Source organism: Flavobacterium cryophilum, from assembly GCF_048286555.1.
GTDB lineage: Bacteria > Bacteroidota > Bacteroidia > Flavobacteriales > Flavobacteriaceae > Flavobacterium.
In genome coordinates this window covers 145,869-169,193 of record NZ_JBLVPZ010000002.1, presented here as the reverse complement: position 1 = coordinate 169,193, position 23,325 = coordinate 145,869, and the positions used below count along the sequence as shown (strand labels likewise).

Genomic DNA, 23,325 nt, shown 5'->3' with positions numbered 1-23,325 from the left:
TACTCGAAAATAGAAATTAAACCGTTACAAATTATAAGCCCCAAACTAAATGATAAAAAAAATAAAATTCATTATATTCTCTTTAATAATTATAGTGTTTTTTCCTAGCAAAATTAGTTCTCAAACGATACAATGGCAAAATACAATTGGAGGTAATGATTACGATTGGGGTGATTTTATAGAAGTATCAAATGATGGGAATTATCTTTTGGGAGGATATTCGTATTCTAATATATCTGACGATAAAAGTGAAAATTCAAGAGGTGCAGGTGATTATTGGTTTATAAAAATTGATGACACGTCTGGTAATTTATTATGGCAAAAAACTATTGGCGGAAACAATTTTGACCATTTAACATCAGGAAAAGAAACAAAAGATGGAGGTTATATTCTTGGCGGTTACAGCTCTTCTGGAATATCTGCAGAAAAAACGCAAAGCTCAAGAGGAAATGATGATTATTGGATCGTTAAACTGGATGCTAACAGAAATATTATTTGGGATAAAACTTTTGGTGGAACTGGAGTGGATCGATTAACATCAATTATTGAAACTTCTGACGGAGGTTACCTGATAGGAGGTTCATCAGATTCTAATATCTCAGGTGAAAAAACGGAGAATTCTCGTGGTAGTCTTGATATGTGGATTATTAAAACTGACTCTTCCGGGAATATAATGTGGCAAAAAACTTTTGGAGGAAGTAATAGTGATTGGGTGCAATCTATGATAAAAACACCCGATGGTGGTTATTTATTAACGGGATCTTCTCATTCAAATATTTCAGGTGACAAAACTGAAAATTCAAGAGGCGGTGGCGATTATTGGGTTTTAAAAATAGATAGTTTAGGAGCTATAGTCTGGCAAAAAACCATTGGAGGAAATAACGGGGATTACGCAAAATCTATAATAGCAACCTCCGATGGGAATTACCTTATAGGAGGTAGTTCTTTTTCTACTATTTCTGGAGAAAAAACGGAGAACAAAATCAACAACTCTGATGATGCTTGGCTTCTAAAATTAAACAACGATGGGCAAATTCTTTGGCAAAAAGTCATTGGAGGAGATAATACGGAAACATTAGCTGACATCCGAATGACCTCAGACAACGGTTTTATTCTTGGTATTATGTCATATTCAGGAATTTCAGGTCATAAAACAGAAGCGTCAAGAGGACAACGGGATTATTGGGTAGTAAAACTCGATTCAACCGGTAAATTTGAATGGGACAAAACCATAGGAGGCGATAGTGTTGACCAAACCCAATCCATAGTTCAAGCCAAAGATGGAGGCTATGTTACATTAGGCTGGTCACAATCTAATATATCCGGGGATAAAACAGAAAATAAAAGTGGATTACAAGACTTCTGGGTTGTTAAACTCCAAATATGTTCTCAAAATCTCTCGGCAACCAGTAATTCTCCAATTTGTTTGGGTAATACTATACAACTTTCTGCAATTGGTGGAACTAATTATTCTTGGACAGGACCAAATGGTTTTACTTCAATAGAACAAAATCCATTAATATTAAATGCAAATGCATCAAAAAGTGGTCAATATAGTTGTAACATCACTGGAACTGGTGGCTGTGATGCTATAAAATCCGTAAATATTGTGATTAATGTTGCACCCTTACCTACAGCAAATTCTCCACAGGAATTTTGTGCGAAACGAAATGCCACTTTACATGATTTAACCATTAGTGGTGAAGATATTAAATGGTATGATTCACTAATGGAAGGTTCAGAATTACCGAAAACAACTTTATTACAAGACGGGATAAATTATTACGCATCACAAACCGTAACTAATTGTGAAAGCAATCGAATTTTAATAAATACCCGAATTTCAGCAGTTACAAATTGTGATTTGGCGATAGGTGATGATTCATCATTATCATACCCAAAATACTTCACCCCAAACGGTGATGGTTTCAACGACACTTGGAATATTAAATTTTCAGACTCGGAAACCAACTTGACTGTAAAAATATTTGACCGTTATGGAAAGTTAATTACAGAATTAATCCAAAACGGAGATTGGAACGGAACCATGAATGGATTAGAACTTCCTTCCGATGATTATTGGTTTGTAACAACCAGAACTGATGGAAAAGAATACAAAGGGCATTTTAGTTTGAAGCGATAAGTATTATTTTGCTAAACATATCTTAAACCAAAAAAACCTACCTTTACTTTTTAGTACTTTAGCACCAAATTTAGAAACTCAAAACATGCCAACCGACTGCATCAGCTATCAGAATTCAGGATATTTTTCTGCTTTAATGAATGATTATTTAGAGGAAAAAAGCAATCTTCAATCTTTATACCATCGTTTTCCAAATCTTGAAAACTTTAAAGAACAAATTCAGGAAAAGCAAGCTAATTTTAATGATAAATCCAGAGCTACTTTGGTTTCCGTTTTACAAAAACAATACGCTAAAAGTGAATCTTCGGCTTTAACAAATCAAAATATTGAAGCTTTATCTAATCCAAATACATTTACTGTTACAACGGGTCATCAGCTAAATTTATTCAGCGGACCTTTATATTTTTTATATAAAATCATTTCGACAATTAATTTGACAACCGAATTAAAAGCGAAATATCCAACTTATAATTTTGTTCCCATTTACTGGATGGCGACCGAGGATCATGATTTTGAAGAAATCAATTATTTTAATTTTAAAGGCAAAAAATTCCGTTGGAACAAAGAAAGTACAGGTCCTGTTGGTCGATTGTCTACTGAAGGTTTATCGGATTTCCTAGAAGTATATGCACTAGAATTAGGTTCCAGTACAAACGCCAATATACTCAAAAAACTGTTCGAGGATTCATATCTCAAACACGATAATTTAGCCGATGCAACACGGTTTTTGGCGAATGCGCTTTTTGGAGTGTATGGTTTAGTTATTTTGGACGCAGATAATTCAGATTTGAAACGCAACTTTATACCTTACATAAAAGAAGAATTACTACAGCAGTCTTCTCACAAATTGGTATTAGAAACTACTGAAAAATTAAAAAACTATACGATTCAGGTAAACCCCAGAGAAATCAATTTGTTTTATATTGAAGATGACATCAGGGAACGCATCATATTGGAAAACGATACTTACAAAGTAAATCATACTCAAATAGAATTTTCTGAAAATGAAATTCTATCCCATTTAGAAAATCATCCCGAAAAATTCAGTCCAAACGTGATTATGCGTCCGTTGTATCAAGAAGTGATTCTGCCTAATTTATGCTATATTGGCGGAGGTGGAGAAATTGCGTATTGGTTAGAATTAAAATCTTTTTTTGCTGCTGCAAATGTAACTTTTCCCATCCTTTTACTGAGAAACTCTGCATTATTAGCAACTGAAAAACAAGCTAAAAAAGCAGACAAATTAAACTTGCAATGGGCTGATTTATTTTCAAAACAAGCGACATTAGTCAATACTAAAACCAAACAATTATCTGAATTTCCAATCGACTTAACGCATCTGAAAGCGCAATTGCAAAAACAATTTAGTACGCTTTATGAAGTAGCGAATAAAACAGACGAATCTTTCCTTGGCGCTGTAAAAGCGCAGGAAACAAAGCAAACCAGAGGATTAGAAAATCTGGAGAAACGTTTGCTGAAAGCACAAAAAAGAAAACTGAGCACTGTTTTACAACGCATCACTGACTTGCAAAACGAATTGTTTCCCAATCAAAGTTTACAAGAACGCCAAACTAATTTTTCAGAATTTTATTTGGAATACGGCGAAAATCTGATTCCAACATTGATCAAACAACTTAAACCATTGGACAATACATTTGACGTTATTGTACTTTAATCAGATTATGGTTATTTGAATGCCAAATTTGTAAAAATTATAAATAAAAAAATACTATTTTTGCACAAAATTTAAAAAATAAAAAGATGGCTACTAATAGAACATTTACAATGATTAAGCCTGATGCTGTTGCTAACGGACACATCGGAAACATACTTGCAATGATTACTACTGCAGGTTTCAAAATCGTTTCTTTGAAATTGACACAATTAACTATTGCTGATGCTCAAGCTTTTTACGAAGTTCATGCTGCAAGACCTTTCTATGGTGAATTAGTTGAATTCATGTCAAGAGGACCAATTGTTGCTGCAATTTTAGAAAAAGACAATGCAGTTGAAGATTTCAGAACTTTAATTGGTGCTACAAATCCAGCTGAAGCTGCTGAAGGAACTATCCGTAAAGCATACGCAACTTCTATCGGAGAAAATGCAGTTCACGGTTCTGATAGCGATGAAAATGCAGCTATCGAAGGTGCGTTCCATTTTGCTGGAAGAGAGCAGTTCTAGTATTCCGTTTTCAGTCACAGTTGACAGTTACGAATTATAATAAAATAGAAATCCCGTTTCAAAATTGAAACGGGATTTTTTTATATAAAAATCTGAAATCTAAAATCGTTAATCAACAATCTAAAATCATTACCTCAAAACAACGTCTTTCACCACATCCCGTCTTAATTCCTCATTTATCATTGCCACAATTTTTGATCGGCCGTGACTTAATTCTTCTCTTAAAACTGAAGAGCTCAATTCTACATACAAAGTACTTCCTTTCAAAACCACATTTTTAGTATAATTATTCACACCATTCCCCATCAGATTTTTCCATGCGTCTTTTACGTCAATTTGATCCATTCCGGGCTGCAGTTTATTCACTTGGATAATTTGTTTCAAAACATCCCCTATTGTACTTTGATTATTTAGTCGTCTTGCCATCGCCCAGTAAATTTATTGATGTTGTTTTCTTATAATGATATTCCATTTTCTCCTTGTTCAGCAATATTAATTCTTTCTCTGAAAGAGCAATTAATTCCTCACTCCATTTCATATACGGCGTCGAATAATCCAAAAATACTCTATCATCTGCAAATCGCACCGTCACGTTTTCATAAACATCATTCACTAAAAAAGTGCCGTCCAATTGTGGCATTACTTTCTTCCGAATCCCTCTATTAGTGCTTATTTTGAAAAAATCATAACTTTCATTCATCCCATACTCCTTATCTTTTCCTTTTTCAAAAACAACTTTTTCAATTTCCCAATATCCATTTATTTTAGCAATATCGGCAGGTTTAATATTTTGTTGACATCCTACAAAAAGGAATACGATAAAAAGAATGCTAAATGTGTTTTTCATATAATTATTGTTTTTAGGAGCTGTTTCCTGCTGTACGCTAAATCCACGCAAAAAAAGCGTGGGATACCGCTTCCATCAGGGCTAGGGAATTTGTGTTACATCATGTTTAATCTAAATACAAAGTTACTCTTATTAAAGCCAAAGAAAACTTGATTACAAACAAACATTTACTTATGATGACTTCCGGATTATAATGTGTATGTAAAATTACAGGATGTGATTGCTCAAGCCAGTGGCCAAACGGGGAATACTACTGCAATACTCAGAATGGGAGATGTTGCAAATCCTGATAATCCAACTTTTCCCTTATCCGATTTCGATGAAACTTTATGGCAAAAAACTAGCGTTTTATAACAATAAAACTACTTGGTTTTCAAACGTTTCATAAAAGCTAATACAAAGAAAACCAAACCTACTATTAGCAAAAAATAATAGAAACCAAGACTTTTTTCTCGGACAAGATTTGCTACTATAAAAGAAATAATACTTATAAAATAAAAATAAATTGGGTTGCTATTTTTGATTGAAGAAAAATTCATTACTTAACTATTACTTAAAAAAACTATCTACGAACTCGTATTTATTAAAAACCTGAAGATCCTCAATTCCTTCTCCTACGCCAATATATTTTACGGGAATTTGAAATTGATCTGAGATTCCTATTACCACCCCACCTTTGGCAGTTCCGTCTAATTTCGTAACGGCTAAACAAGTAACCTCAGTAGCTGCTGTAAATTGTTTGGCTTGTTCAAAAGCATTTTGACCGGTTGAACCGTCCAAAACTAATAATACATCATGTGGTGCATCACCAACGACTTTTTGCATCACGCGTTTTACTTTGGTCAATTCGTTCATTAAATTAATTTTATTATGCAAACGGCCTGCGGTATCAATAATAACAATATCAGCGTTTTGTGCTACCGCTGACTGTAAGGTATCAAAAGCTACCGAAGCCGGATCACTTCCCATATCTTGTCGAACAACAGGAACTCCTACTCTATCCGCCCATATTTGTAATTGGTCAATGGCTGCGGCACGAAAAGTATCGGCAGCACCAAGAACTACATTGTAACCTGCTTTTTTAAACTGATAGGCTAGTTTACCAATGGTGGTCGTTTTCCCAACTCCATTAACACCTACCACCATTAAAACATAAGGTTTTGTTTGCTTTGGAATCACAAATTCAATTGCTTCGCCAGAGTTAGTCTCTGATAATAAAGCAGCAATCTCTTCTCTAAGAATTTCATTGAGTTCTTCAATACCAAGGTATTTATCTGAGGCAACGCGGTTTTCGATTCTAGTAATTATTTTTAATGTTGTATTTACGCCAACATCTGAGGCAACAAGAATTTCCTCTAAATTATCTAAAACTTCATCATCAACCTTTGACTTTCCAGCAACCGCTTTCGTTAACTTCGAAAAGAAATTTGTTTTTGATTTTTCAAGACCTTTGTCTAATGTTTCTTTTTTCTCTGATGAAAATATTCTTTTGAAAAAGCTCATTGTATAAATAGGATTAAGAATGAAGTATTTAAGTCCAAGGACCAATACGTTTTTCTAATGGTAAATATAGAAAATAAAAAAGCTACTTCCGAATGAAAGTAGCTTTTCTATATAATGTGATTGCTAATTATTTCTTTTTCAAGAATTCTTCAACAGCTTCAGGAGCCATAATAGATTCTACGAATGTATATGCACCTGTTTTTGGAGATTTCACCATTTTGATGGCTTTTGATAATCTCTTAGAAGATGTTTGTAACGATGCTACGGTTTTCTTTGCCATGATTCAAATGTTATTTAAATTTAAATAAAACCTCTAAATGTCACCATTTGAGATTTCTATTAAAATCTCTAATTATTATTTAATTTCTTTGTGAACAGTTACACGTTTCAAGATTGGATTAAATTTTTTAATCTCTAATCTATCTGGTGTATTCTTTTTGTTCTTTGTTGTTATGTATCTTGAAGTTCCTGCAACACCTGAAGTCTTGTGCTCAGTACATTCTAAAATTACCTGGATTCTATTACCTTTCTTTGCCATCTTGCTATTTTTTTATTTTGGAATGGATTATTTAATAAATCCTTCTGACTGTGCTTTTTTCAAAACTGCAGCGATTCCATTTTTATTAATTGTTTTTATCGTAGATGCAGCTACTCTTAGAGTAATCCATCTATCTTCTTCTGGAAGATAAAAACGCTTTTTAACTAAGTTTACAGAAAATTTTCTCTTAGTTTTGTTCATAGCGTGAGAAACGTTATTTCCTACCATCGCTCTTTTACCTGTAAGGTCACAAACTCTTGACATTATACTTATCTTTTATCGTTATTCAAAATCAGGGTGCAAAGAAAAGAAAAATAAACCTATTAAGCAACATATTTATTGCACATTTTTTAAAATTTCTTTCCGTAATAGTTCTAAACTTTTAATTACAGCTCTATCTATCACTTTCTCACGGGGTTGACCAAAATTAAATTCTTCAACAATAACTTCGCTTGGTGTTGCCAATGCGATAAAAACTGTTCCAACTTCAGCATCGGAGTCTCCTTTTGACGGTCCGGCATTCCCTGTTGTCGCAATTGCATAGTCCGTTTTCATCATGTTTTTTATGTTCAAAGCCATAGCGGTAACCACTGCTTTACTCACCACCGAATTTTCCTTTACAAGACTTTCCGAAATACCCAAAACATCAATTTTAACAGCTGTTGCATAGGAAACCACAGTTCCTTTAAAGTAGGCAGAAGCTCCGGAAACCGATGTCAAAACTGCCGCAATCTTACCTCCAGTGCAACTCTCCGCAGTGGAAATGGTTTTATTTTGTGCGGTAAGCATCTTTCCCACTACAACCTCTAAAGTTTCCTCATCATCAAAACCTACGATAATATCATGTATGATTGCATCCAATGAGGCTACATTTTCGGCAATAGCGGCTTCTAATTTTTCTTTATCAGTGCCACGGGCCGAAAGACGCAAACGAACTCTTCCTGGTGCAGGTAAATAAGCCAACTTTATAAATTCAGGAAGGTTATTTTCCCAATCTTCAATACGTTCCGCCACCATACTTTCACCTTGTCCGTAAGTAAGGATAGTTTTATGGATAATATAAGGGCGTTTGTATTCCCGAACTACTTTCGGGATAATTTCATGCTCCACTAAATACTTCATTTCATATGGAACTCCAGGAAGCGAAATAAAAACGGTGTTTTCCTTTTTCATCCACATTCCTGGGGCAGTACCTACTTGATTGTGAAGCACCGTACATTTTGACGGAACAAGCGCCTGATCTTTATTGATTTGCGTAATGGTTCGCTTATAAAAACCTTCTATAAGTTGTGTAACATGAGCCAGCACTTTTTGATCAACAACTAATTCATCTTCAAAGTAATCACAAAATGTTTTCTTGGTAATATCATCTTTTGTTGGCCCTAAACCTCCAGTTATAATAACCAAATCGACTTTGTTTTGAAGTGCTGCAAACGTATCAAAAATGTGTTTTTTATCATCACTAATCGAAATCATTTCGTTGATTTCAACACCAATTTTATCCAACGACTTGGCAATAAAACCAGAATTTGTATCGACAATTTGACCTATTAAAATTTCGTCCCCTATGGTAACTATGGTTGCTTTCATTTTTAAATTAGAATTTGAAATTTAATTTTTACCTAAAAAATTAACACTTAACACTTGCTAACTTTAGGATTTGTATAATCACATTCTGCAGGGATTTGTAAAAATTTTTTAATTTTCACAAATTGCAATAGTTTATAGATAAACTCATACTGTTTTTCATCATAAGTTAAGGAGAAAATTTCTTTTGCAATCCCATTGGGCCTATTTTTACTGGTTACAGTAAAATCGAAAATACTTGAAAACATCATTAAAGGCGGATGAAATTCTGTATTATTCTCTACTATATAATGTGAAGTTCCACGATTATACTTTCTCGCTTCTTTGATTTTATCATACTTCATCGCATAATTTTCATAAGTAACACCATCAATCAGTGTATCCTTTTCATTCACAAAATCAAACCTAGTAGAATCATACTTATTTTTCTCTTTTTGATAAGAAACACTTTCACAAGTCAACGATATAGTTTCTGCTTTAAAAAAATCACTTTTACCAATTCTCGAAATACTACGAATGCCTTTTTCATCTTTAAAATCCATTCTGAACTTTAAATTATCCTCTTCATTAACATATACACTGTAACTATCGTCTTGAGAATTAGTTAAAAGGTATAGTTTCTCAATTTTTGAGGTTTCATTTTTCTGGAAATTATATTCAATGATGTAATCAAAAGAATACGTTTTTTGAGCGTAGCTATTATAAAAACACAACAACAAAAGCAGTAGTATTATTTTGTATTTCATATTTGTCTTTTATACCAAAACAATTCTATGGTGATTTTTAAAAATACGCAATAGTTAAATGAAAGTATTCATTTGTAGTTTGCGTGAAGGATAATCGTGAAAATCCTCCCGTTTTTTTACGGAGATTACTTCCCTTAATCGTTATTCTTTTTCGCCTTCAGTAAATCCAGTTGTATTGGACAACCTAACCTACTTTTTCAGCGGGTCACGCCCAAATTTTACAAATCAAAATCTTTTTTAATTTCTTTGATAGCGTCGTTAATTTGATTTTTCACGCTTTTAAAAGTTTCTTTAATGTCTTTCTTTTTACCTTCGGCTTTGGTCCAAGCTTCGATTTGCAGAATCTCTTCAAAAGCTACATTTAAACCCATTAAATCAAGCGTCGGTTTTATCTTGTGCGCATAAGCATAAGCATGCTTATGATCTTTCTTTTTTATTCCTTCTTTGATTTGCAATAAATCATCCGGAACTTCAGTAACGAACAAAGTCAAAATTTCATTTACAAAATCCGCATCGTTATCTGAAAGTGCGTACACTTTTGAAAGGTTGTAGTTTATAGCCATTATTTCACTTGTATTCTAAATAGTTGTTGTCCTTCTAAAAACCCTTCTAAAATGTCATCTGACTTTACAGCAGCGACTCCTTCAGGAGTTCCCGTAAAAATAATATCTCCAATTTTTAAGGTAAAAAACTGAGAAACGTATGAAATTAGTTCGTCAATTTTCCACAACATGTGACTGGAATTACTCTTTTGTACCGTTTTATTGTTGTTAGTTAATTCAAAAGTAATATTTTCCAATGAACTAAATTGATTTTTCGACAAAAATTCCCCTATAACTGCCGAGCCGTCAAATGCTTTGGCTTTTTCCCAAGGCAGCCCTTTTGCTTTTAATTTTTCCTGTAAGTCACGTGCCGTAAAGTCAATCCCCACGCTGATTTCGTCGTAATATTTATGCGCAAATTTAGGCTCGATGTATTTTCCAACTTTATTTATTTTGACAATAATTTCAATTTCGTGGTGCACATCTTCCGAAAATTCCGGGATAACAAACGGGTGTTGCTTTAACAAAACGGCCGAATCGGGCTTCATAAAAACAACAGGCTCTGTTGGTCTTTCGTTTTGTAATTCTTCTATATGATTGGTATAATTTCTACCGATGCAGATTATTTTCATAAATTTAGTATTCAGTTTTCAGTCGCAGTTTTCAGTCGCAGCATACAAACTGAAAACTGAGACCGCGACTGAAAACTTATTTTGTATTCAGTTTTCTTAATTTTATTGCCGTTAAAACCTTCTTGGTATACAGTGGAAAATCCGCATTTTGTATCCAGCTAAAATAACCAGGTTCTGTTTCCAAAATTTTACCCACTTTCACTCCTTTGTGTTTTCCAAAAGTAAAAATCTCTTCATCATCTTTATCAAAAGCAATCATTCCTGCAAAATCAGCTATTTTCTTTCTTGTGGTAAACTCCGATAATGATTTCATATCGTTTTCCAATTCCGGATAACGATCCAGTTGCGCTTTCAAAATTTCGTATGTAGCCATAGTATCTGCTTCTGCAGAATGCGCATTTTCAAGTGTTTTTGCGCAATAGAACTTAAGTGCCGCACTCAAGGTACGTTCTTCCTTTTTGTGAAAAACGGTTTGTACATCAACGGAAACTCTGTTTTTCATATCAAAATCCACTCCGGCACGTAGCATTTCTTCTGCCAACAATGGAATATCAAATCGATCCGAATTAAATCCAGCCAAATCACTGTCTTTGATCATATTATAAACCTGTGCTGCCAGTTCGTTAAAAGTAGGCTCATTAGCCACTTTTTCATTGGTAATTCCATGAACAGCCGTGGTTTGTGGCGGAATTGGAATCGTAGGATTAACCAGCCAAGTTTTGCTTTCTTTGTTTCCGTTTGGGAAAACTTTGAATATTGAGATTTCTACAATTCTATCTTTTCCAATGTCAATTCCTGTGGTTTCAAGATCGAAAAAGCAAATTGGTTTATTGAGTTTGAGTTCCATTTTTAAATTTTGTGTGGATACAAATATAGAAATTTGGGTTTAATTTCATTTAAAGTTCAACACTTAAAGTTCCAGAAAACCTCAAAAAAAGAAAACCCGATTGATTTTTAAAAATCAATCGGGTTTTTAATAATTATATACGCTTATACATCTCTGTTTACATCAAAAGCTTCTAAGTATTCAGCGACTCTTTTTACAAAACTTCCTCCTAATGCGCCATCAACTACTCTGTGGTCATAGCTGTGGGATAAGAACATTTTTTGGCGAATACCAATAAAGTCCCCATCCGGAGTTTCAATTACCGCCGGCATTTTACGGATTGCTCCAAGAGCTAGAATCCCCACTTGCGGCTGATTCAAAATTGGAGTACCAAAAACACTTCCAAAAGTTCCCACATTCGTAACCGTATACGTTCCGCCTTGGGTGTCGTCCGGTTTTAGTTTACCTGCTTTTGCACGACCTCCTAAATCGTTTACCGCTTTGGCCATTCCCACTAAATTCAATTGATCTGCATTTTTAATTACAGGAACAATTAAATTGCCGTTTGGTAACGAAGCTGCCATTCCAAGGTTGATGTTTTTCTTTTTAATGATATAATCGCCATCAACTGAGATATTCATTCCAGGATAATCTTTCAGCGCTTTTGCAACGGCTTCCATAAAAATGGGAGTATAGGTCAATTTCTCCCCTTCTCTTTTTTCGAAAGCAACTTTATTTTTCTCTCTCCATTTTACAATATTCGTTACATCCACTTCAATAAATGATTGTACGTGCGCCGAAGTTTGTACAGAAGCCACCATATAACCCGCAATTAACTTGCGCATTCTGTCCATTTCTATAATTTCATCTCCACCACTTACAGATATTGGCGCTGCTTTTTGAGCCACTGGAACTGCTGGTTTTTGAACTGCTGCAACCGGAGCCGAAACTGCTGGTTGATTTGCTCTATTTTTTACGTAGTCTAAAATATCATTTTTAGTTACTCTGCCTTCTTTTCCTGTTCCGGAAATTGCTTCGAGTTCAGCAACCGAAACACCTTCTTCTTTGGCGATATTTTTAACTAAAGGCGATAAGAATTTTTCAGAATCAGAGAAATCTACTGGAGCTGCAACGCCTTCTTTAGCTGCCTCAACCATTTTTGTTACTTCGGCAACAGCCTCTGGGACAGCCTCTTCTTTAACAACAGGTACAAGTTCTCCGCCTTCGGTTTCAATAATTGCTATAGTCTGACCCACTTGAACCAGATCGTCTTTTCCAAACAATTGTTCCACCAAAATTCCCGAAACTTCGCTTGGCACTTCACTGTCTACCTTATCAGTAGCAATTTCAAGAACAGCTTCATCGGCTTCGATTTTGTCGCCAACTTGTTTTAACCAATTTGTAATGGTCGCTTCTGCAACGCTTTCTCCCATTTTTGGAAGCTTTAATTCAAATCTTGCCATATTGTTAACCTAAAAGGTGATTTTGATTTTCAATTTGCGAAATTACTAAATATATCATATATAAATTACATTAAATGTAATTTTTTATTCTATTTCTATAATCTCACCTCTCTCGTTGCTATTGTTACTTCCTATTAAAAAATTAGCTGTTTTAGGTATAATTTTAAAGGTAAACCCTTTATTCCTTGAAGATTCGAGAATTGCAATGCTATCTTTAAAAGAAATGAATTCGTTATCTAAAATAACTTCTGTGCCTATTTTACTTGTAACAGAATACGAAATTACCATTTTTTCTGTTTTCAAATTGTGAAACAGGACTTTTTTTTGCAAAACTAAACAGAGTTTATCCGCTAATTTTTTGTTAGCCGAATACAGTAGATATGATTTTGGCGTAATTTTCATCGCTACGTTTTGAGATGATTTTCCTTGAAACATCTTTAACACGGAGAAAAAAACAATTCCCATTTTTATAAAAAGCGAGAATAACACGGGTACACGAAAATGTTTTTTATAAAAGAAATTCATCGCTTCTTGAAACCGCTTCACATACGTTTCGTCCTTAACGGTGCTTTCTCCTTTGTAATGAAGTACTGTAGTTTCATGGAAATAATAGTTCGCCTTTCCTTTTTGCAAAATTCGATACGACAAATCAATATCGTCAGCATACATGAAACAGTCTTCATCAAATCCGCCCACTTCAAGATACAAATCTCTTTTCAGAAACATAAAAGCACCCACGAGAATGTCTACTTTTCCCGTTTCGTTTTCGTTTAAATGCTGTGCGTAATATTTCCCGAATGTTTTTGACTTTGTAAATAATTTGTATAAACTCGTAATTTTGGTAAAGGCGACCCAAGGTGTAGGAACGCCTCGTTTACTTTCGGGCAGGAATTTTCCGGCTCCATCAATGAGTTTACAACCCACAATTCCTAAATTATTCTTCTCGACTGCGCTCGAAGTGACAAAATTTAAAATTTTTATAAACGTATCTTCGGCGACAACAGTATCCGGATTGAGAATGCAAATGTATTCGCCTTTGGCATGGGCTACACCAATATTATTACCTTTTGGAAAACCTACATTTTCGTTATTTTGTATGAGTTTTACATTTGGAAAAAGCTGTTTCATCATCGCACGACTGTCATCTGAAGAATTATTATCCACTACAATGATTTCACCGTCAATGGTTTCTAAAGCACTTTGAACGCTTAAAACACATTGTTCGAGAAAATAACGGACGTTGTAATTGAGAATGATGACGGATAGTTGCAAAGCTTATTGTTTTAATTTTTTGGAATTTTGTTTTGTGTTGAAAATTCTCAAAATCACAATACTATCTTTCTCCACGGAATAGATAATTTTAAAACTCCAAATGGCTACAAATCTAACTTTTTCGACATTAATTATTGGCTCAACTGGAAATTTATAGGGGAAATTGGGTAGAGAATTTGCCAAATCATAAATTTCATTAAATACTAAAACGGCATTTTGAGGACTTTCATTTTTTATATATTTATAAATAGCTTCTAGTTCATTTGATGCTTTTTTACTCCAAAGCACTTTCATTAACCTAAAATTTTTTTTCTAACTTCTTCACTCGAATAGGTTTCTAATTTCCCTTCATTCAATTGATGCAAAGCCTCATGAATATCCTTTACGTATTCTTTTTCAGAAATTGGGTTTCCATATGCATCATAACCGACACTGTTTTCTTCATCAAGAAGTTTTGCTATTTTACTAAGGATCTTATTGTCGTTAATATTTAAGATTCTTTGCGTAATGTTGATTTTTAAAGTCTCCGTTTTCATGATACAAATTTTTAACTACTCAAATTTACGCTATTTTATTGAAAATCAAAAAACATGTTTCTTCTTAGCCCCGATAGAGCCGATATCTTTTGAGAGGAACGAACAAAGATAAAGGCGAAAGCGGGAACGATATCTCCAAATAAAACCAAATCTTTCGCTCCTAAAAAATAGGCAACCCTTTTTAGTTTTAACATTACTTAAACCACAAAAACTTGAAACTTGATGTAAATGAATTACTTTTGCAAAAAAGTTATGTTTCGCAACGCAGGCATAGCTTTCAATTTATAACTCATATCTTACAAAGTGAATTACCTTTCTGTAGAAAATATCTCGAAATCTTTTGGTGAACGTACGCTGTTTAAAGACATCTCGTTTGGAATTAGCAAAGATCAAAAAATTGCCTTCATAGCCAAAAACGGTTCTGGCAAAACGACCATCATGAGTATCATTAATGGTCTTGAAGAATCAGATACCGGACAAGTTGTTTTGAGAAAAGGTATAAAAATGGCCTTCCTTTCACAAAATAACAATTTGCAGGAAGAATTGACGATTGAAGAAAGTATTTTCGCTTCGGATAATGAGACTTTGAAAGTGATTGAAGCGTATGAAAAAGCATTAGAAAATCCGGAAGATGAAGAAGCCTACCAAAAAGCTTTTGACGGAATGGATCAGCATAATGCGTGGGATTTTGAAACGCAATACAAACAAATTTTGTTCAAATTGAAGTTGGAAGATTTCAAACTGAAAGTAAAAAATCTTTCCGGTGGACAGAAAAAAAGGTTGTCGCTGGCCATCATTTTGATCAACCGTCCTGATTTATTAATTCTGGATGAACCTACGAATCACTTGGATTTAGAGATGATTGAATGGTTAGAAAGTTATTTTACTAAAGAAAATATTACGTTGTTTATGGTAACGCACGACCGTTTCTTTCTGGAGCGTGTTTGTAATGAAATCATCGAATTAGATAACGGAAAATTATACCAATACAAAGGAAATTACTCCTATTATCTAGAGAAAAAAGAGGAACGCATCGCATCCGAAAACTCGAGTGTGGATAAAGCGCAGAATCTTTTTGTGAAAGAATTGGAATGGATGCGCCGCCAACCAAAAGCGAGAACAACCAAGTCGAAATCGCGTCAAGATGATTTTTATGACATCAAAGAAAAAGCACAAAGTCGCCGTCGTGAAAATAAGGTAGACCTGGAAATCAATATGGAACGCATGGGAAGCAAGATTATCGAGCTTCACAAAATTTCCAAAAAATTCAAGGATCATGTGATCATGGACAATTTCAGTTTTGATTTTCAACGTGGCGAACGCATTGGAATTATTGGGAAAAATGGAACCGGAAAATCGACTTTTTTAAATTTATTGACCGGAAACGTTCCCCTAGATAGTGGTAAAGTAGTGATTGGCGAAACCATAAAAGTAGGATACTATACCCAAAGCGGAATTAACCCAAAACCGGGTCAGCGCGTTATTGATGTGATTAAGGAATACGGAGAATTTATTCCGTTGATGAAAGGGAAATTGATTTCGGCTTCGCAGTTGTTAGAGCGTTTCTTATTTGATGCAAAAAAACAGTATGATTTTGTCGATAGATTGAGCGGTGGAGAATTGAAACGTTTGTACTTGTGTACGGTTTTAATTCAGAACCCAAACTTCTTGATTCTGGATGAGCCTACCAATGATCTGGATATTGTAACACTGAATGTTTTGGAAAGTTTCCTTTTGGATTATCCTGGATGTTTAGTTGTGGTTTCTCACGACCGGTATTTCATGGATAAAATTGTGGATCACTTATTCATTTTTAGAGGTGATGGTGTTGTGGAAGATTTCCCTGGAAACTATTCTGATTTTAGAGCCTATGAAGACAGTACTGATGTGGCTCAAAAAGAGGAAAACAAAGCCGACAAGAAAGACTGGAAACAAAACAATCCAACTGGAAATTTAACTTTTAACGAGCAAAAAGAATTTCAGAAAATCGAGCGAGAAATCAAGGATTTAGAAATTCAGAAAGTAGCCATTGAGCAATTATTCTCAGACGGGAAAATTGGGGAAAGCGATATTGAAAAGAAAGCTAACGAATTGAAAAACATCATCAATAAAATTGAAGAGAAAGAGGAACGCTGGTTTGAGCTGAGTGCGAAGATCGAGGGATAAAATTTTCCTTTACAAATATACGACCTCAATATTTTTAACGATAGCGTTAAGAATATTGAGGTTTTTTTTGTCTATAAACAAATTAGGACCAATAGCTTTTAACTCGGGAACACATCTAGTTCGTCTATTTGATCTTTATACTTGGAAGGAAGCAAGATGTTTTTAAGCAGCCAATCCATCTTCATCAGCCTGATAATTTTATACACCGGTATAACAGGTGTAAGCAAAGAAAAATTAGTAAAATGCAGCAGCTCTTTTACTCTATCGGGCACAATTAATTTTTGAGCTTCAATCAATACCTTAAACCGCATGGCGCCAAGGTGTATTTTATATTGTTTAAAAAGATCGGTAGTGTATTCACTCTTTTGCAGGTCTTCCATCAAATGTGCATGTCGCACAGGTAGCCATTCAATATACGTAAGTGGCAACACTACTAATCCCATCCTTGCTCCAACACGATAAAAAACATTGTATACTTCCTCCTTTTCTTCATCGCTTAATTTTTCCTCTAACAGCTCGTAGGCGGAAATGGAATAATGTATCAACATAAACAGCACATCACGGTAAGCCCAATCGGGTATTGCCGTACCACGGTTTTGTTCGACGGCAGTATGTATGTGTCGCAAGGAGTCAATGGCGCCATGAGCTTCATCCATTGACGAAAAAACAATCTTTCTTGCATAGGTAACTGTGGAGAACAGTCGACCTAAAGGATCGGAAGGCAGCTTGCCAGTAAAGTAAAGCCAATCGACAGCTTTATTAAGGGCAAATTCAGCAGCGGCACCCGAAAAAATAAAAAGTACGGTGTCGCTTTTACCCCATATTTTTCTAACAACCGAATTTTTTTCAACAAAGTTTTGCATAAGTTCAAATTGATTTTCACAAAGTTATGAATATTTTTCAAATAGAAAGTACTTTGTATTTCAAAGTTGCTTATATTTGTACAACAAAACGTTGAAAGTGAACCATATTGAATATTGGAAGCTACACTTTCGGGCTATGTACGACTAAATTAATTTATAAAACTGAAAATTATGATTATGAAAAACAAAAGACTTATTGGCATTGTCCTCACAGTAGTTTTTTTACTGTTCATCCCATTGATAGCGATGCAATTTACAAATGAAGTAAACTGGAACCTCGATGATTTTGTGGTCGCCGGTATCCTACTGCTCGGCACTGGTCTTATCTGTGAGCTCGTAATGAGGAAGGTGAACAATACTAATCATCGATTTTTTTTATGTACAGTTATTCTGGCGGTGCTTCTCCTCGTTTGGATAGAACTTGCAGTAGGTATTTTTGGGACACCTTTCGCCGGCTCCTAGATAGTAAACCTTGATTGTCAGAATTTATAACCAGATAGCGCGAATTTGCAATCCGTGCCCGTCAGTACAATTTTTAAAATTATAAGTAAAACCTAAACCCAATGAATCTCAAAACCACTTTATCAAAATATTCAGGAAAGCCAAACTCTTTATTTAAGAAAATTTTTGTGACGTTTTCATTTGCTTATTTACCCTTTTTAGTATTATTTGTAATCTTGGTGAGTTTTGGACTTATGCCCGTAAAATTTAACAATGAAGATATTTATGGTTTAAAAGGAGTTGTTGTTTTAGTTTGCTTTGCTCCTATCTTTGTTTTCGTGTTCAGCGTTTTTGCTTACTTCTGGTTTTTATTTGGGAATCTCGTTTTACAACGTTTTGTTATACTATTGCCTGACAACAAGCAATAGTCACTACAGTATCAAACTAATAAGATTTGACTATAAAAATAAAAAATACAACTATGAGATGGATAATTTTATTATCGGCGCTTCTACTATTGGCATGCAATAAAAACGAAACTCAGCGCACCACTGTTGTGAATGACACTTTAATAACCGCTCCTAAAAGCCCTAAAGTAATAAGGGCTGCAATGCCAGAAAATCTTTTGCCTAAGCAATATTCTAATGAACGTTTCAAAGATGTAACTGTAGAACGGATAGATGAAAATAAATTTCGAGTACGCGGAAAAGGACAAATCTTTGAGGCTAACTTTAACTGGACTATTGAAGACGGACACGATGTGTTAAAGAAAGGTTTTCAAATGACTGATGCGGGAGCTCCTGAATGGGGTAATTTTGACTTTACCATTACTGTTCAAAAAAAACAAGAGAATTCAAAATTAACGCTCGTTTTATTTGAATCAAGTGCTAAAGACGGTAGCAGTCAACATGAACTGCCAATTGTTCTTTTTTAAGTTGAGTTCGCTTTCCAAAGCTTATAATAGTTCTTGGTTGACCTGCGCAAATGTCTTTAACTTTTCGACCATAACAATGCGCTAAAAACAACGATAGCACAAAATTGCGAAACAAGAGAAACAAGTAAGATTTATCCTTTGTCGAAATGACAAAACAAATACAAATAATTTCCACAACTCCAACACTTTTAGTGTTTATGAAAATTTTCAAAGTTTTTATTTAAAATTATAATTTTAAGAAGTTTTTTATACATTAGCTAGCAAATAAGAAAAAAAATAGAAATGAAAAAATATCATCATCCTTTTGATTCATCATCAAGAAAACCTTTTAAAATAATGCCTCTATTGATACTTGTAGCCTTTATAGTTTTTGGTATATTCTATTTAGGAAAAGACTGTGCAAATTATGATAAACGTCATGCTGCATCTTTAAGTAAAACTCGATAGTCAGTTTTTAGTGCTTGCATAGTAAGGTGTCTAGTCCTAAAAAAATCCACAACAAAATTAGATTCTGTTGTGGGTTTTCATATTATAAAGTTATTTAATTTCACCCTCGGGGTTAGGGGGCTTCTACCAAGGAATCGGATTGTAATCTTTCAAAAACTTTCCGCACCAATGTTTTCCCGTATTGATTCCGTCAAACAACGGATCCATAACTCGTGCTGCTCCATCCACAATATCTAATGGCGGTTGAAAATCCTCTTCTTCTTGTTTTCTTTTGGCTAATGCTGCGGGATCTTCGTCGGTTACCCAACCGGTGTCAACCGCATTCATAAAAATTCCATCTTTTGCCAAAGTTCCTGAGGAAGTGTGCGTCAGCATATTCAATGCGGCTTTGGCCATATTAGTGTGCGGGTGACGGTCTTCCTTGAAAAAGCGGTGAAACTTCCCTTCCATTGCCGACACATTAATGATGTGTTTTTTTCCGGTGTTGTCTTTTTTCATGACTTCCGAAAGGCGGTTACACAACACAAAAGGCGCCACCGAATTTACCAACTGCACTTCGATCATTTCTGTGGTTTCTATTTGTCCCAATCGCAAACGCCAGCTGTTGGTTTTTCTTAAATCTACTTGCTGCAAATCGGCATCGAGTTCTCCTTCCGGAAAAACTTCATTTGCCACCAGCGCATTATCAAACGAATACGGAATTTGGGATAATTTGGCGGAAGCCCGCAACCCAATTCCAGGTTCCGGTCCGTGCCAAGTCACCGGCATGTTTTGATTTGGAGAAGCTCCTGACGTTAGTACTTTTAATTCATCCAGACAATTGGTATGATCCAGCAATAATTCTTGCGCTTGTGGCGGCAAAGAAGCAATGGAACGCTCCTCATTTTCCATTAGATGGGTATAGAATCCGGCGGGACGTCTCACCGTTTGCGCAGCATTATTAATTAAAATATCCAAACGCTCATATTTTTGCTCAATAAAGTTGCAAAAAATCTCCACACTGGGAATGTGTCGCAAATCCAGCCCATGAATTTTTAAGCGATGTCCCCAATCTAAAAAATCACGTTCATTAGAAAACCGCAAAGCGGAATCCACCGGAAAACGAGTTGTTGCAATAACCGTTGCGCCACCACGCAACAACATCAACGTAATGTGATAGCCAATTTTTAGTCGAGAACCGGTAATAACGGCGACTTGCCCTTTTACATCTGCGGTTTGAAAACGTTTGGCATAATTAAAATCACCACAGTCCGTACACATTGTGTCATAAAAATGGTGCATTTTAGTAAACTCGGTTTTACAAACGTAACAATTTCTGGGAGTTTCCAGTTCTAATTGTTCTTTATGAGAGAGATCATGTGAAGCCAATAATTTTGGCGCTACAAAAATACTCGCTTCCCGGGCATGCCGGATTCCGGTTTCCTTTCTGGCGGTGCGGTCCCGTTTTTCCATTTTGCGTTTGGCAGCCACTTTTCCGTCTTTTTTTCTACGAGAAAGCTCGTCACGGTCGGGTCTCGAAAACATTCCAGCCGCTTTGATTAAAGCTGTTCGTTGCTCTTTTGGAATATCAAATATTTGGTCGGTATCGGTATTCAATTGTGCCAAAATTGCGATGCATCGGTTAATTTCTTCCGAGCTTATGGCACTTTTATGTTTTATTCCTTCAATCATCATCGTAAAAAAAAGATATTGTTCTTGGTGTAATTTCAAGACCGCAAATATATGCTTTATAGTCTTAAAGTTTCAAAGTCATAAGGTCAAAAGTCCAAGCTTGAAGATGATGCCATCGCATCTTTTGACTTTCGACTATTATCTTAGTATCTTCGCACCTATTTTGTAAATGTCTTTATGTTATTTCAAATAAAATCCTACCTAAAATTTCTCTGGAACTCCAAAAATGAACATGGGGTACATTCCCCGTTTGTATTTAGTCTACTGACGAAATGTTTCTATGATAAAAAGTCAAAACCGGAATATGCTATTTTAAGGAATTACCGAAAATCACTTTTACAAAACAACAATACAATTGAAGTGACCGATTTTGGTGCAGGTTCGAAAGTGTTTAAATCCAACATAAGAGAAATTGCCACGATTGCCAAAACCGCCGGAATTTCTCGGAAGAGAGCAGAATTATTATTTAGAATTGTAAATTATTTTCAGCCAGAAAGTATTTTAGAAATTGGAACTTCGCTGGGATTAGCAACTGCTGCGCTTTCCTTCGGGTCCCGAAGCGCTGTAAGAAAAGCAACAATAATCACTTTAGAAGGTTGTCCAGAAACTGCAAAAATTGCTCAATTACAATTCCAAAAATTTAATTGCAACAATGTAGAATCTATTGTAACTACGTTTAATTCTTATTTAGAGAAACGGAATTCATTACTAGATACTACAACTGAACACTTCAAACTGAACACTGAACACTTTTCCTTAATTTACTTCGACGGAAATCACGCCAAGAAAGCAACTCTGGAATATTTCGATTTATTACTTCCTACGATCACTAACGAAACCATTTGGATATTCGATGACATTCATTGGTCACAAGAAATGGAAGAAACTTGGGAAATCATAAAAACCCATCCAAAAGTGACGGTAACCATTGACACGTTTCAATGGGGATTGGTATTTTTTAGAAGCGAACAACCAAAAGAACATTTCGTAATTCGCACCTAAAAAAAAATGACAATCATTGCTGACTGTCATTTTTCACTTTGAATTAATTATTCCTTATTCTTTGGCTTCTTTCATTTCTGAGGTTTTAGCTCCCATACGGTTCAAGGTATACATAGGACCAAATTTTGCTTTTAAACCCGCAATTTTTCTATTATCTTCAGAAGAAAGTCCTTCTTTCTCAACAGTATTTTTTCTGCTGTCAAGGGCTTCATACATTACTTTAATTTCATCCCAATCTTCACGCGAATATCTGTCTTTATTATCCTCAGCTGTATGTACAAATTGTTGGTAAACATTATGAATGTTCGCTGCGTTTACCCAATTAAAATTCATGTCCTCTCCCATTTTTCCTTCACCAAACAATGCATTTCGTAATTGTTGTTTTGGGTTAGCAGCTACAGCAGCCTGTTCAGTTTCCTGCATATCAGCTTCATATTTAGCTTTCAACGCTTCATATTTAGCAGTTGCAGTATTTAGACGTTCCTGCGCTGCTGCGTTGTCTTTCATATTTACTAAAGCTGCTTGAGCATCTCCGCTTCTTATTTGATAGGTAGCCTCAATTCCTTGCCAGTTTGCTTTAGCATCCTCTGAAGCAACATTCCCCAATGAGTCAACATACATTACATATGTATCAACCGATTTCTCTGCTTGTTCCGCTTTTTCATCTTTACATGAAGTAAATACTAAAGCAATTACCGCTATTCCAAACACCATTTTTGTAGTTTTCATAACTATTTGATTTGATTAATATTATTTAAGTAAATCTAAGAAAGATTATTCAATTCAGAATTATAATCCAAAAATATTATAAATATTACATATAATTATGAAATAAAAAGAAATAAAGAGTAAATTATATAAATAAACCGCGTAATAGTATAAATTATTTCAAATATATTTTATGTATTAAAATTCGCATTTTAAAAGAAAAACACAAAAACGTTAATCATTTGATTTTAAAAAAGTTAGTTCCTATTTAAAAAAG

At 34.8% G+C, this 23,325-nt stretch carries 28 protein-coding genes; 9 read left to right on the top strand and 19 right to left on the bottom strand.

The genetic code is table 11. The annotated features are described in order from the left end of the window. Positions 1-49 precede the first annotated feature (49 nt). From ACNQGJ_RS06175 to ACNQGJ_RS06165, 3 genes are all read left to right on the top strand, one after another. A complete protein-coding gene (locus ACNQGJ_RS06175) occupies positions 50-2,143 on the top strand; it encodes a T9SS type B sorting domain-containing protein (RefSeq protein WP_417972231.1) in 2,094 nt (697 codons plus the stop codon). A gap of 85 nt (positions 2,144-2,228) precedes the next feature. Further along, positions 2,229-3,818, top strand: a complete 1,590-nt coding sequence (bshC, locus tag ACNQGJ_RS06170) for a bacillithiol biosynthesis cysteine-adding enzyme BshC (protein ID WP_417972229.1) — start codon at positions 2,229-2,231, stop codon at positions 3,816-3,818. An 86-nt stretch (positions 3,819-3,904) separates the two neighbouring features. Then, complete coding sequence (locus ACNQGJ_RS06165; RefSeq protein WP_073355172.1) at positions 3,905-4,324, top strand: nucleoside-diphosphate kinase; 420 nt, start codon at positions 3,905-3,907, stop codon at positions 4,322-4,324. A gap of 129 nt (positions 4,325-4,453) precedes the next feature. Here the strand turns inward: ACNQGJ_RS06165 and ACNQGJ_RS06160 are convergent, their stop codons facing one another. Both ACNQGJ_RS06160 and ACNQGJ_RS06155 read right to left on the bottom strand, forming a co-directional pair. Further along, positions 4,454-4,750 (bottom strand): DciA family protein, encoded by a 297-nt coding sequence (locus ACNQGJ_RS06160; protein WP_417972227.1) that lies wholly within the window; start codon positions 4,748-4,750, stop codon positions 4,454-4,456. Then, entirely contained in the window at positions 4,731-5,171 is a 441-nt protein-coding gene (locus tag ACNQGJ_RS06155) for a hypothetical protein (RefSeq protein ID WP_417972225.1), read from the bottom strand. Before ACNQGJ_RS06155 ends, ACNQGJ_RS06160 begins: the two co-directional genes overlap by 20 nt. Before the next feature lie 195 nt (positions 5,172-5,366). Between ACNQGJ_RS06155 and ACNQGJ_RS06150 the strand changes: the two genes are divergently transcribed. After that, positions 5,367-5,525, top strand: coding sequence for a hypothetical protein (locus ACNQGJ_RS06150; RefSeq protein ID WP_417972223.1), 159 nt, complete (start codon positions 5,367-5,369; stop codon positions 5,523-5,525). 195 nt (positions 5,526-5,720) lie between these two features. Here ACNQGJ_RS06150 and ftsY read toward each other — a convergent pair whose 3' ends face one another. The 14 genes from ftsY to ACNQGJ_RS06080 all read right to left on the bottom strand — a co-directional run bounded on the left by ftsY (position 5,721) and on the right by ACNQGJ_RS06080 (position 15,010). After that, on the bottom strand, positions 5,721-6,674 hold the full coding sequence (gene ftsY / locus ACNQGJ_RS06145) for a signal recognition particle-docking protein FtsY (protein ID WP_417972221.1): 954 nt from the start codon (positions 6,672-6,674) through the stop codon (positions 5,721-5,723). Positions 6,675-6,801: 127 nt separating this feature from the next. Next, positions 6,802-6,954: a DUF4295 domain-containing protein gene (locus ACNQGJ_RS06140; protein ID WP_331580581.1), complete on the bottom strand. Its 153-nt coding sequence runs from the start codon at positions 6,952-6,954 to the stop codon at positions 6,802-6,804. A 75-nt stretch (positions 6,955-7,029) separates the two neighbouring features. Further along, positions 7,030-7,212 carry a 50S ribosomal protein L33 gene (gene rpmG / locus ACNQGJ_RS06135; protein ID WP_017495179.1) on the bottom strand — a complete coding sequence of 61 codons (183 nt, stop codon included), beginning with the start codon at positions 7,210-7,212 and terminating at the stop codon, positions 7,030-7,032. A gap of 27 nt (positions 7,213-7,239) precedes the next feature. Further along, positions 7,240-7,476, bottom strand: a complete 237-nt coding sequence (gene rpmB / locus ACNQGJ_RS06130; RefSeq protein ID WP_024980263.1) for a 50S ribosomal protein L28 — start codon at positions 7,474-7,476, stop codon at positions 7,240-7,242. Positions 7,477-7,548: 72 nt separating this feature from the next. Then, positions 7,549-8,802 carry a CinA family nicotinamide mononucleotide deamidase-related protein gene (locus tag ACNQGJ_RS06125; protein WP_417972218.1) on the bottom strand — a complete coding sequence of 418 codons (1,254 nt, stop codon included), beginning with the start codon at positions 8,800-8,802 and terminating at the stop codon, positions 7,549-7,551. 47 nt (positions 8,803-8,849) lie between these two features. Further along, positions 8,850-9,545, bottom strand: coding sequence for a hypothetical protein (locus tag ACNQGJ_RS06120; protein ID WP_417972216.1), 696 nt, complete (start codon positions 9,543-9,545; stop codon positions 8,850-8,852). Positions 9,546-9,763: 218 nt separating this feature from the next. Next, positions 9,764-10,108 (bottom strand): Hpt domain-containing protein, encoded by a 345-nt coding sequence (locus ACNQGJ_RS06115; RefSeq protein WP_417972214.1) that lies wholly within the window; start codon positions 10,106-10,108, stop codon positions 9,764-9,766. Further along, on the bottom strand, positions 10,108-10,719 hold the full coding sequence (locus tag ACNQGJ_RS06110) for a fumarylacetoacetate hydrolase family protein (protein ID WP_417972212.1): 612 nt from the start codon (positions 10,717-10,719) through the stop codon (positions 10,108-10,110). Before ACNQGJ_RS06110 ends, ACNQGJ_RS06115 begins: the two co-directional genes overlap by 1 nt. Before the next feature lie 76 nt (positions 10,720-10,795). Further along, positions 10,796-11,566, bottom strand: coding sequence for an exonuclease domain-containing protein (locus ACNQGJ_RS06105; RefSeq protein ID WP_417972210.1), 771 nt, complete (start codon positions 11,564-11,566; stop codon positions 10,796-10,798). A gap of 143 nt (positions 11,567-11,709) precedes the next feature. Further along, positions 11,710-13,008: a dihydrolipoamide acetyltransferase family protein gene (locus ACNQGJ_RS06100; protein ID WP_417972208.1), complete on the bottom strand. Its 1,299-nt coding sequence runs from the start codon at positions 13,006-13,008 to the stop codon at positions 11,710-11,712. 84 nt (positions 13,009-13,092) lie between these two features. Beyond that, entirely contained in the window at positions 13,093-14,280 is a 1,188-nt protein-coding gene (locus tag ACNQGJ_RS06095) for a glycosyltransferase family 2 protein (RefSeq protein WP_417972206.1), read from the bottom strand. 3 nt (positions 14,281-14,283) lie between these two features. Then, on the bottom strand, positions 14,284-14,574 hold the full coding sequence (locus ACNQGJ_RS06090) for a type II toxin-antitoxin system RelE/ParE family toxin (protein WP_417972204.1): 291 nt from the start codon (positions 14,572-14,574) through the stop codon (positions 14,284-14,286). Next, positions 14,574-14,816, bottom strand: a complete 243-nt coding sequence (locus ACNQGJ_RS06085; protein WP_417972202.1) for a hypothetical protein — start codon at positions 14,814-14,816, stop codon at positions 14,574-14,576. Before ACNQGJ_RS06085 ends, ACNQGJ_RS06090 begins: the two co-directional genes overlap by 1 nt. A gap of 35 nt (positions 14,817-14,851) precedes the next feature. Continuing rightward, positions 14,852-15,010, bottom strand: a complete 159-nt coding sequence (locus ACNQGJ_RS06080; RefSeq protein ID WP_417972200.1) for a hypothetical protein — start codon at positions 15,008-15,010, stop codon at positions 14,852-14,854. 109 nt (positions 15,011-15,119) lie between these two features. On the opposite strand from ACNQGJ_RS06080, the gene ACNQGJ_RS06075 reads away from it, so the two are divergent. Then, entirely contained in the window at positions 15,120-16,982 is a 1,863-nt protein-coding gene (locus ACNQGJ_RS06075; protein WP_417972198.1) for an ABC-F family ATP-binding cassette domain-containing protein, read from the top strand. A gap of 98 nt (positions 16,983-17,080) precedes the next feature. Here the strand turns inward: ACNQGJ_RS06075 and ACNQGJ_RS06070 are convergent, their stop codons facing one another. After that, a complete protein-coding gene (locus ACNQGJ_RS06070; RefSeq protein WP_417972196.1) occupies positions 17,081-17,845 on the bottom strand; it encodes an oxygenase MpaB family protein in 765 nt (254 codons plus the stop codon). Positions 17,846-18,022: 177 nt separating this feature from the next. On the opposite strand from ACNQGJ_RS06070, the gene ACNQGJ_RS06065 reads away from it, so the two are divergent. The 3 genes from ACNQGJ_RS06065 to ACNQGJ_RS06055 all read left to right on the top strand — a co-directional run bounded on the left by ACNQGJ_RS06065 (position 18,023) and on the right by ACNQGJ_RS06055 (position 19,220). Then, positions 18,023-18,307, top strand: coding sequence for a hypothetical protein (locus ACNQGJ_RS06065; protein WP_417972194.1), 285 nt, complete (start codon positions 18,023-18,025; stop codon positions 18,305-18,307). A 101-nt stretch (positions 18,308-18,408) separates the two neighbouring features. Then, entirely contained in the window at positions 18,409-18,714 is a 306-nt protein-coding gene (locus ACNQGJ_RS06060; RefSeq protein ID WP_417972192.1) for a hypothetical protein, read from the top strand. 53 nt (positions 18,715-18,767) lie between these two features. After that, positions 18,768-19,220, top strand: coding sequence for a Gmad2 immunoglobulin-like domain-containing protein (locus ACNQGJ_RS06055; protein WP_417972190.1), 453 nt, complete (start codon positions 18,768-18,770; stop codon positions 19,218-19,220). Between the two features lie 570 nt (positions 19,221-19,790). Here ACNQGJ_RS06055 and ACNQGJ_RS06050 read toward each other — a convergent pair. Next, positions 19,791-21,338 (bottom strand): SDR family NAD(P)-dependent oxidoreductase, encoded by a 1,548-nt coding sequence (locus tag ACNQGJ_RS06050; RefSeq protein WP_417972370.1) that lies wholly within the window; start codon positions 21,336-21,338, stop codon positions 19,791-19,793. Between the two features lie 177 nt (positions 21,339-21,515). Between ACNQGJ_RS06050 and ACNQGJ_RS06045 the strand changes: the two genes are divergently transcribed. Next, on the top strand, positions 21,516-22,340 hold the full coding sequence (locus tag ACNQGJ_RS06045) for an O-methyltransferase (RefSeq protein WP_417972188.1): 825 nt from the start codon (positions 21,516-21,518) through the stop codon (positions 22,338-22,340). Between the two features lie 54 nt (positions 22,341-22,394). Here the strand turns inward: ACNQGJ_RS06045 and ACNQGJ_RS06040 are convergent, their stop codons facing one another. Beyond that, positions 22,395-23,069, bottom strand: a complete 675-nt coding sequence (locus ACNQGJ_RS06040) for a hypothetical protein (protein WP_417972186.1) — start codon at positions 23,067-23,069, stop codon at positions 22,395-22,397. Positions 23,070-23,325 lie beyond the last annotated feature (256 nt).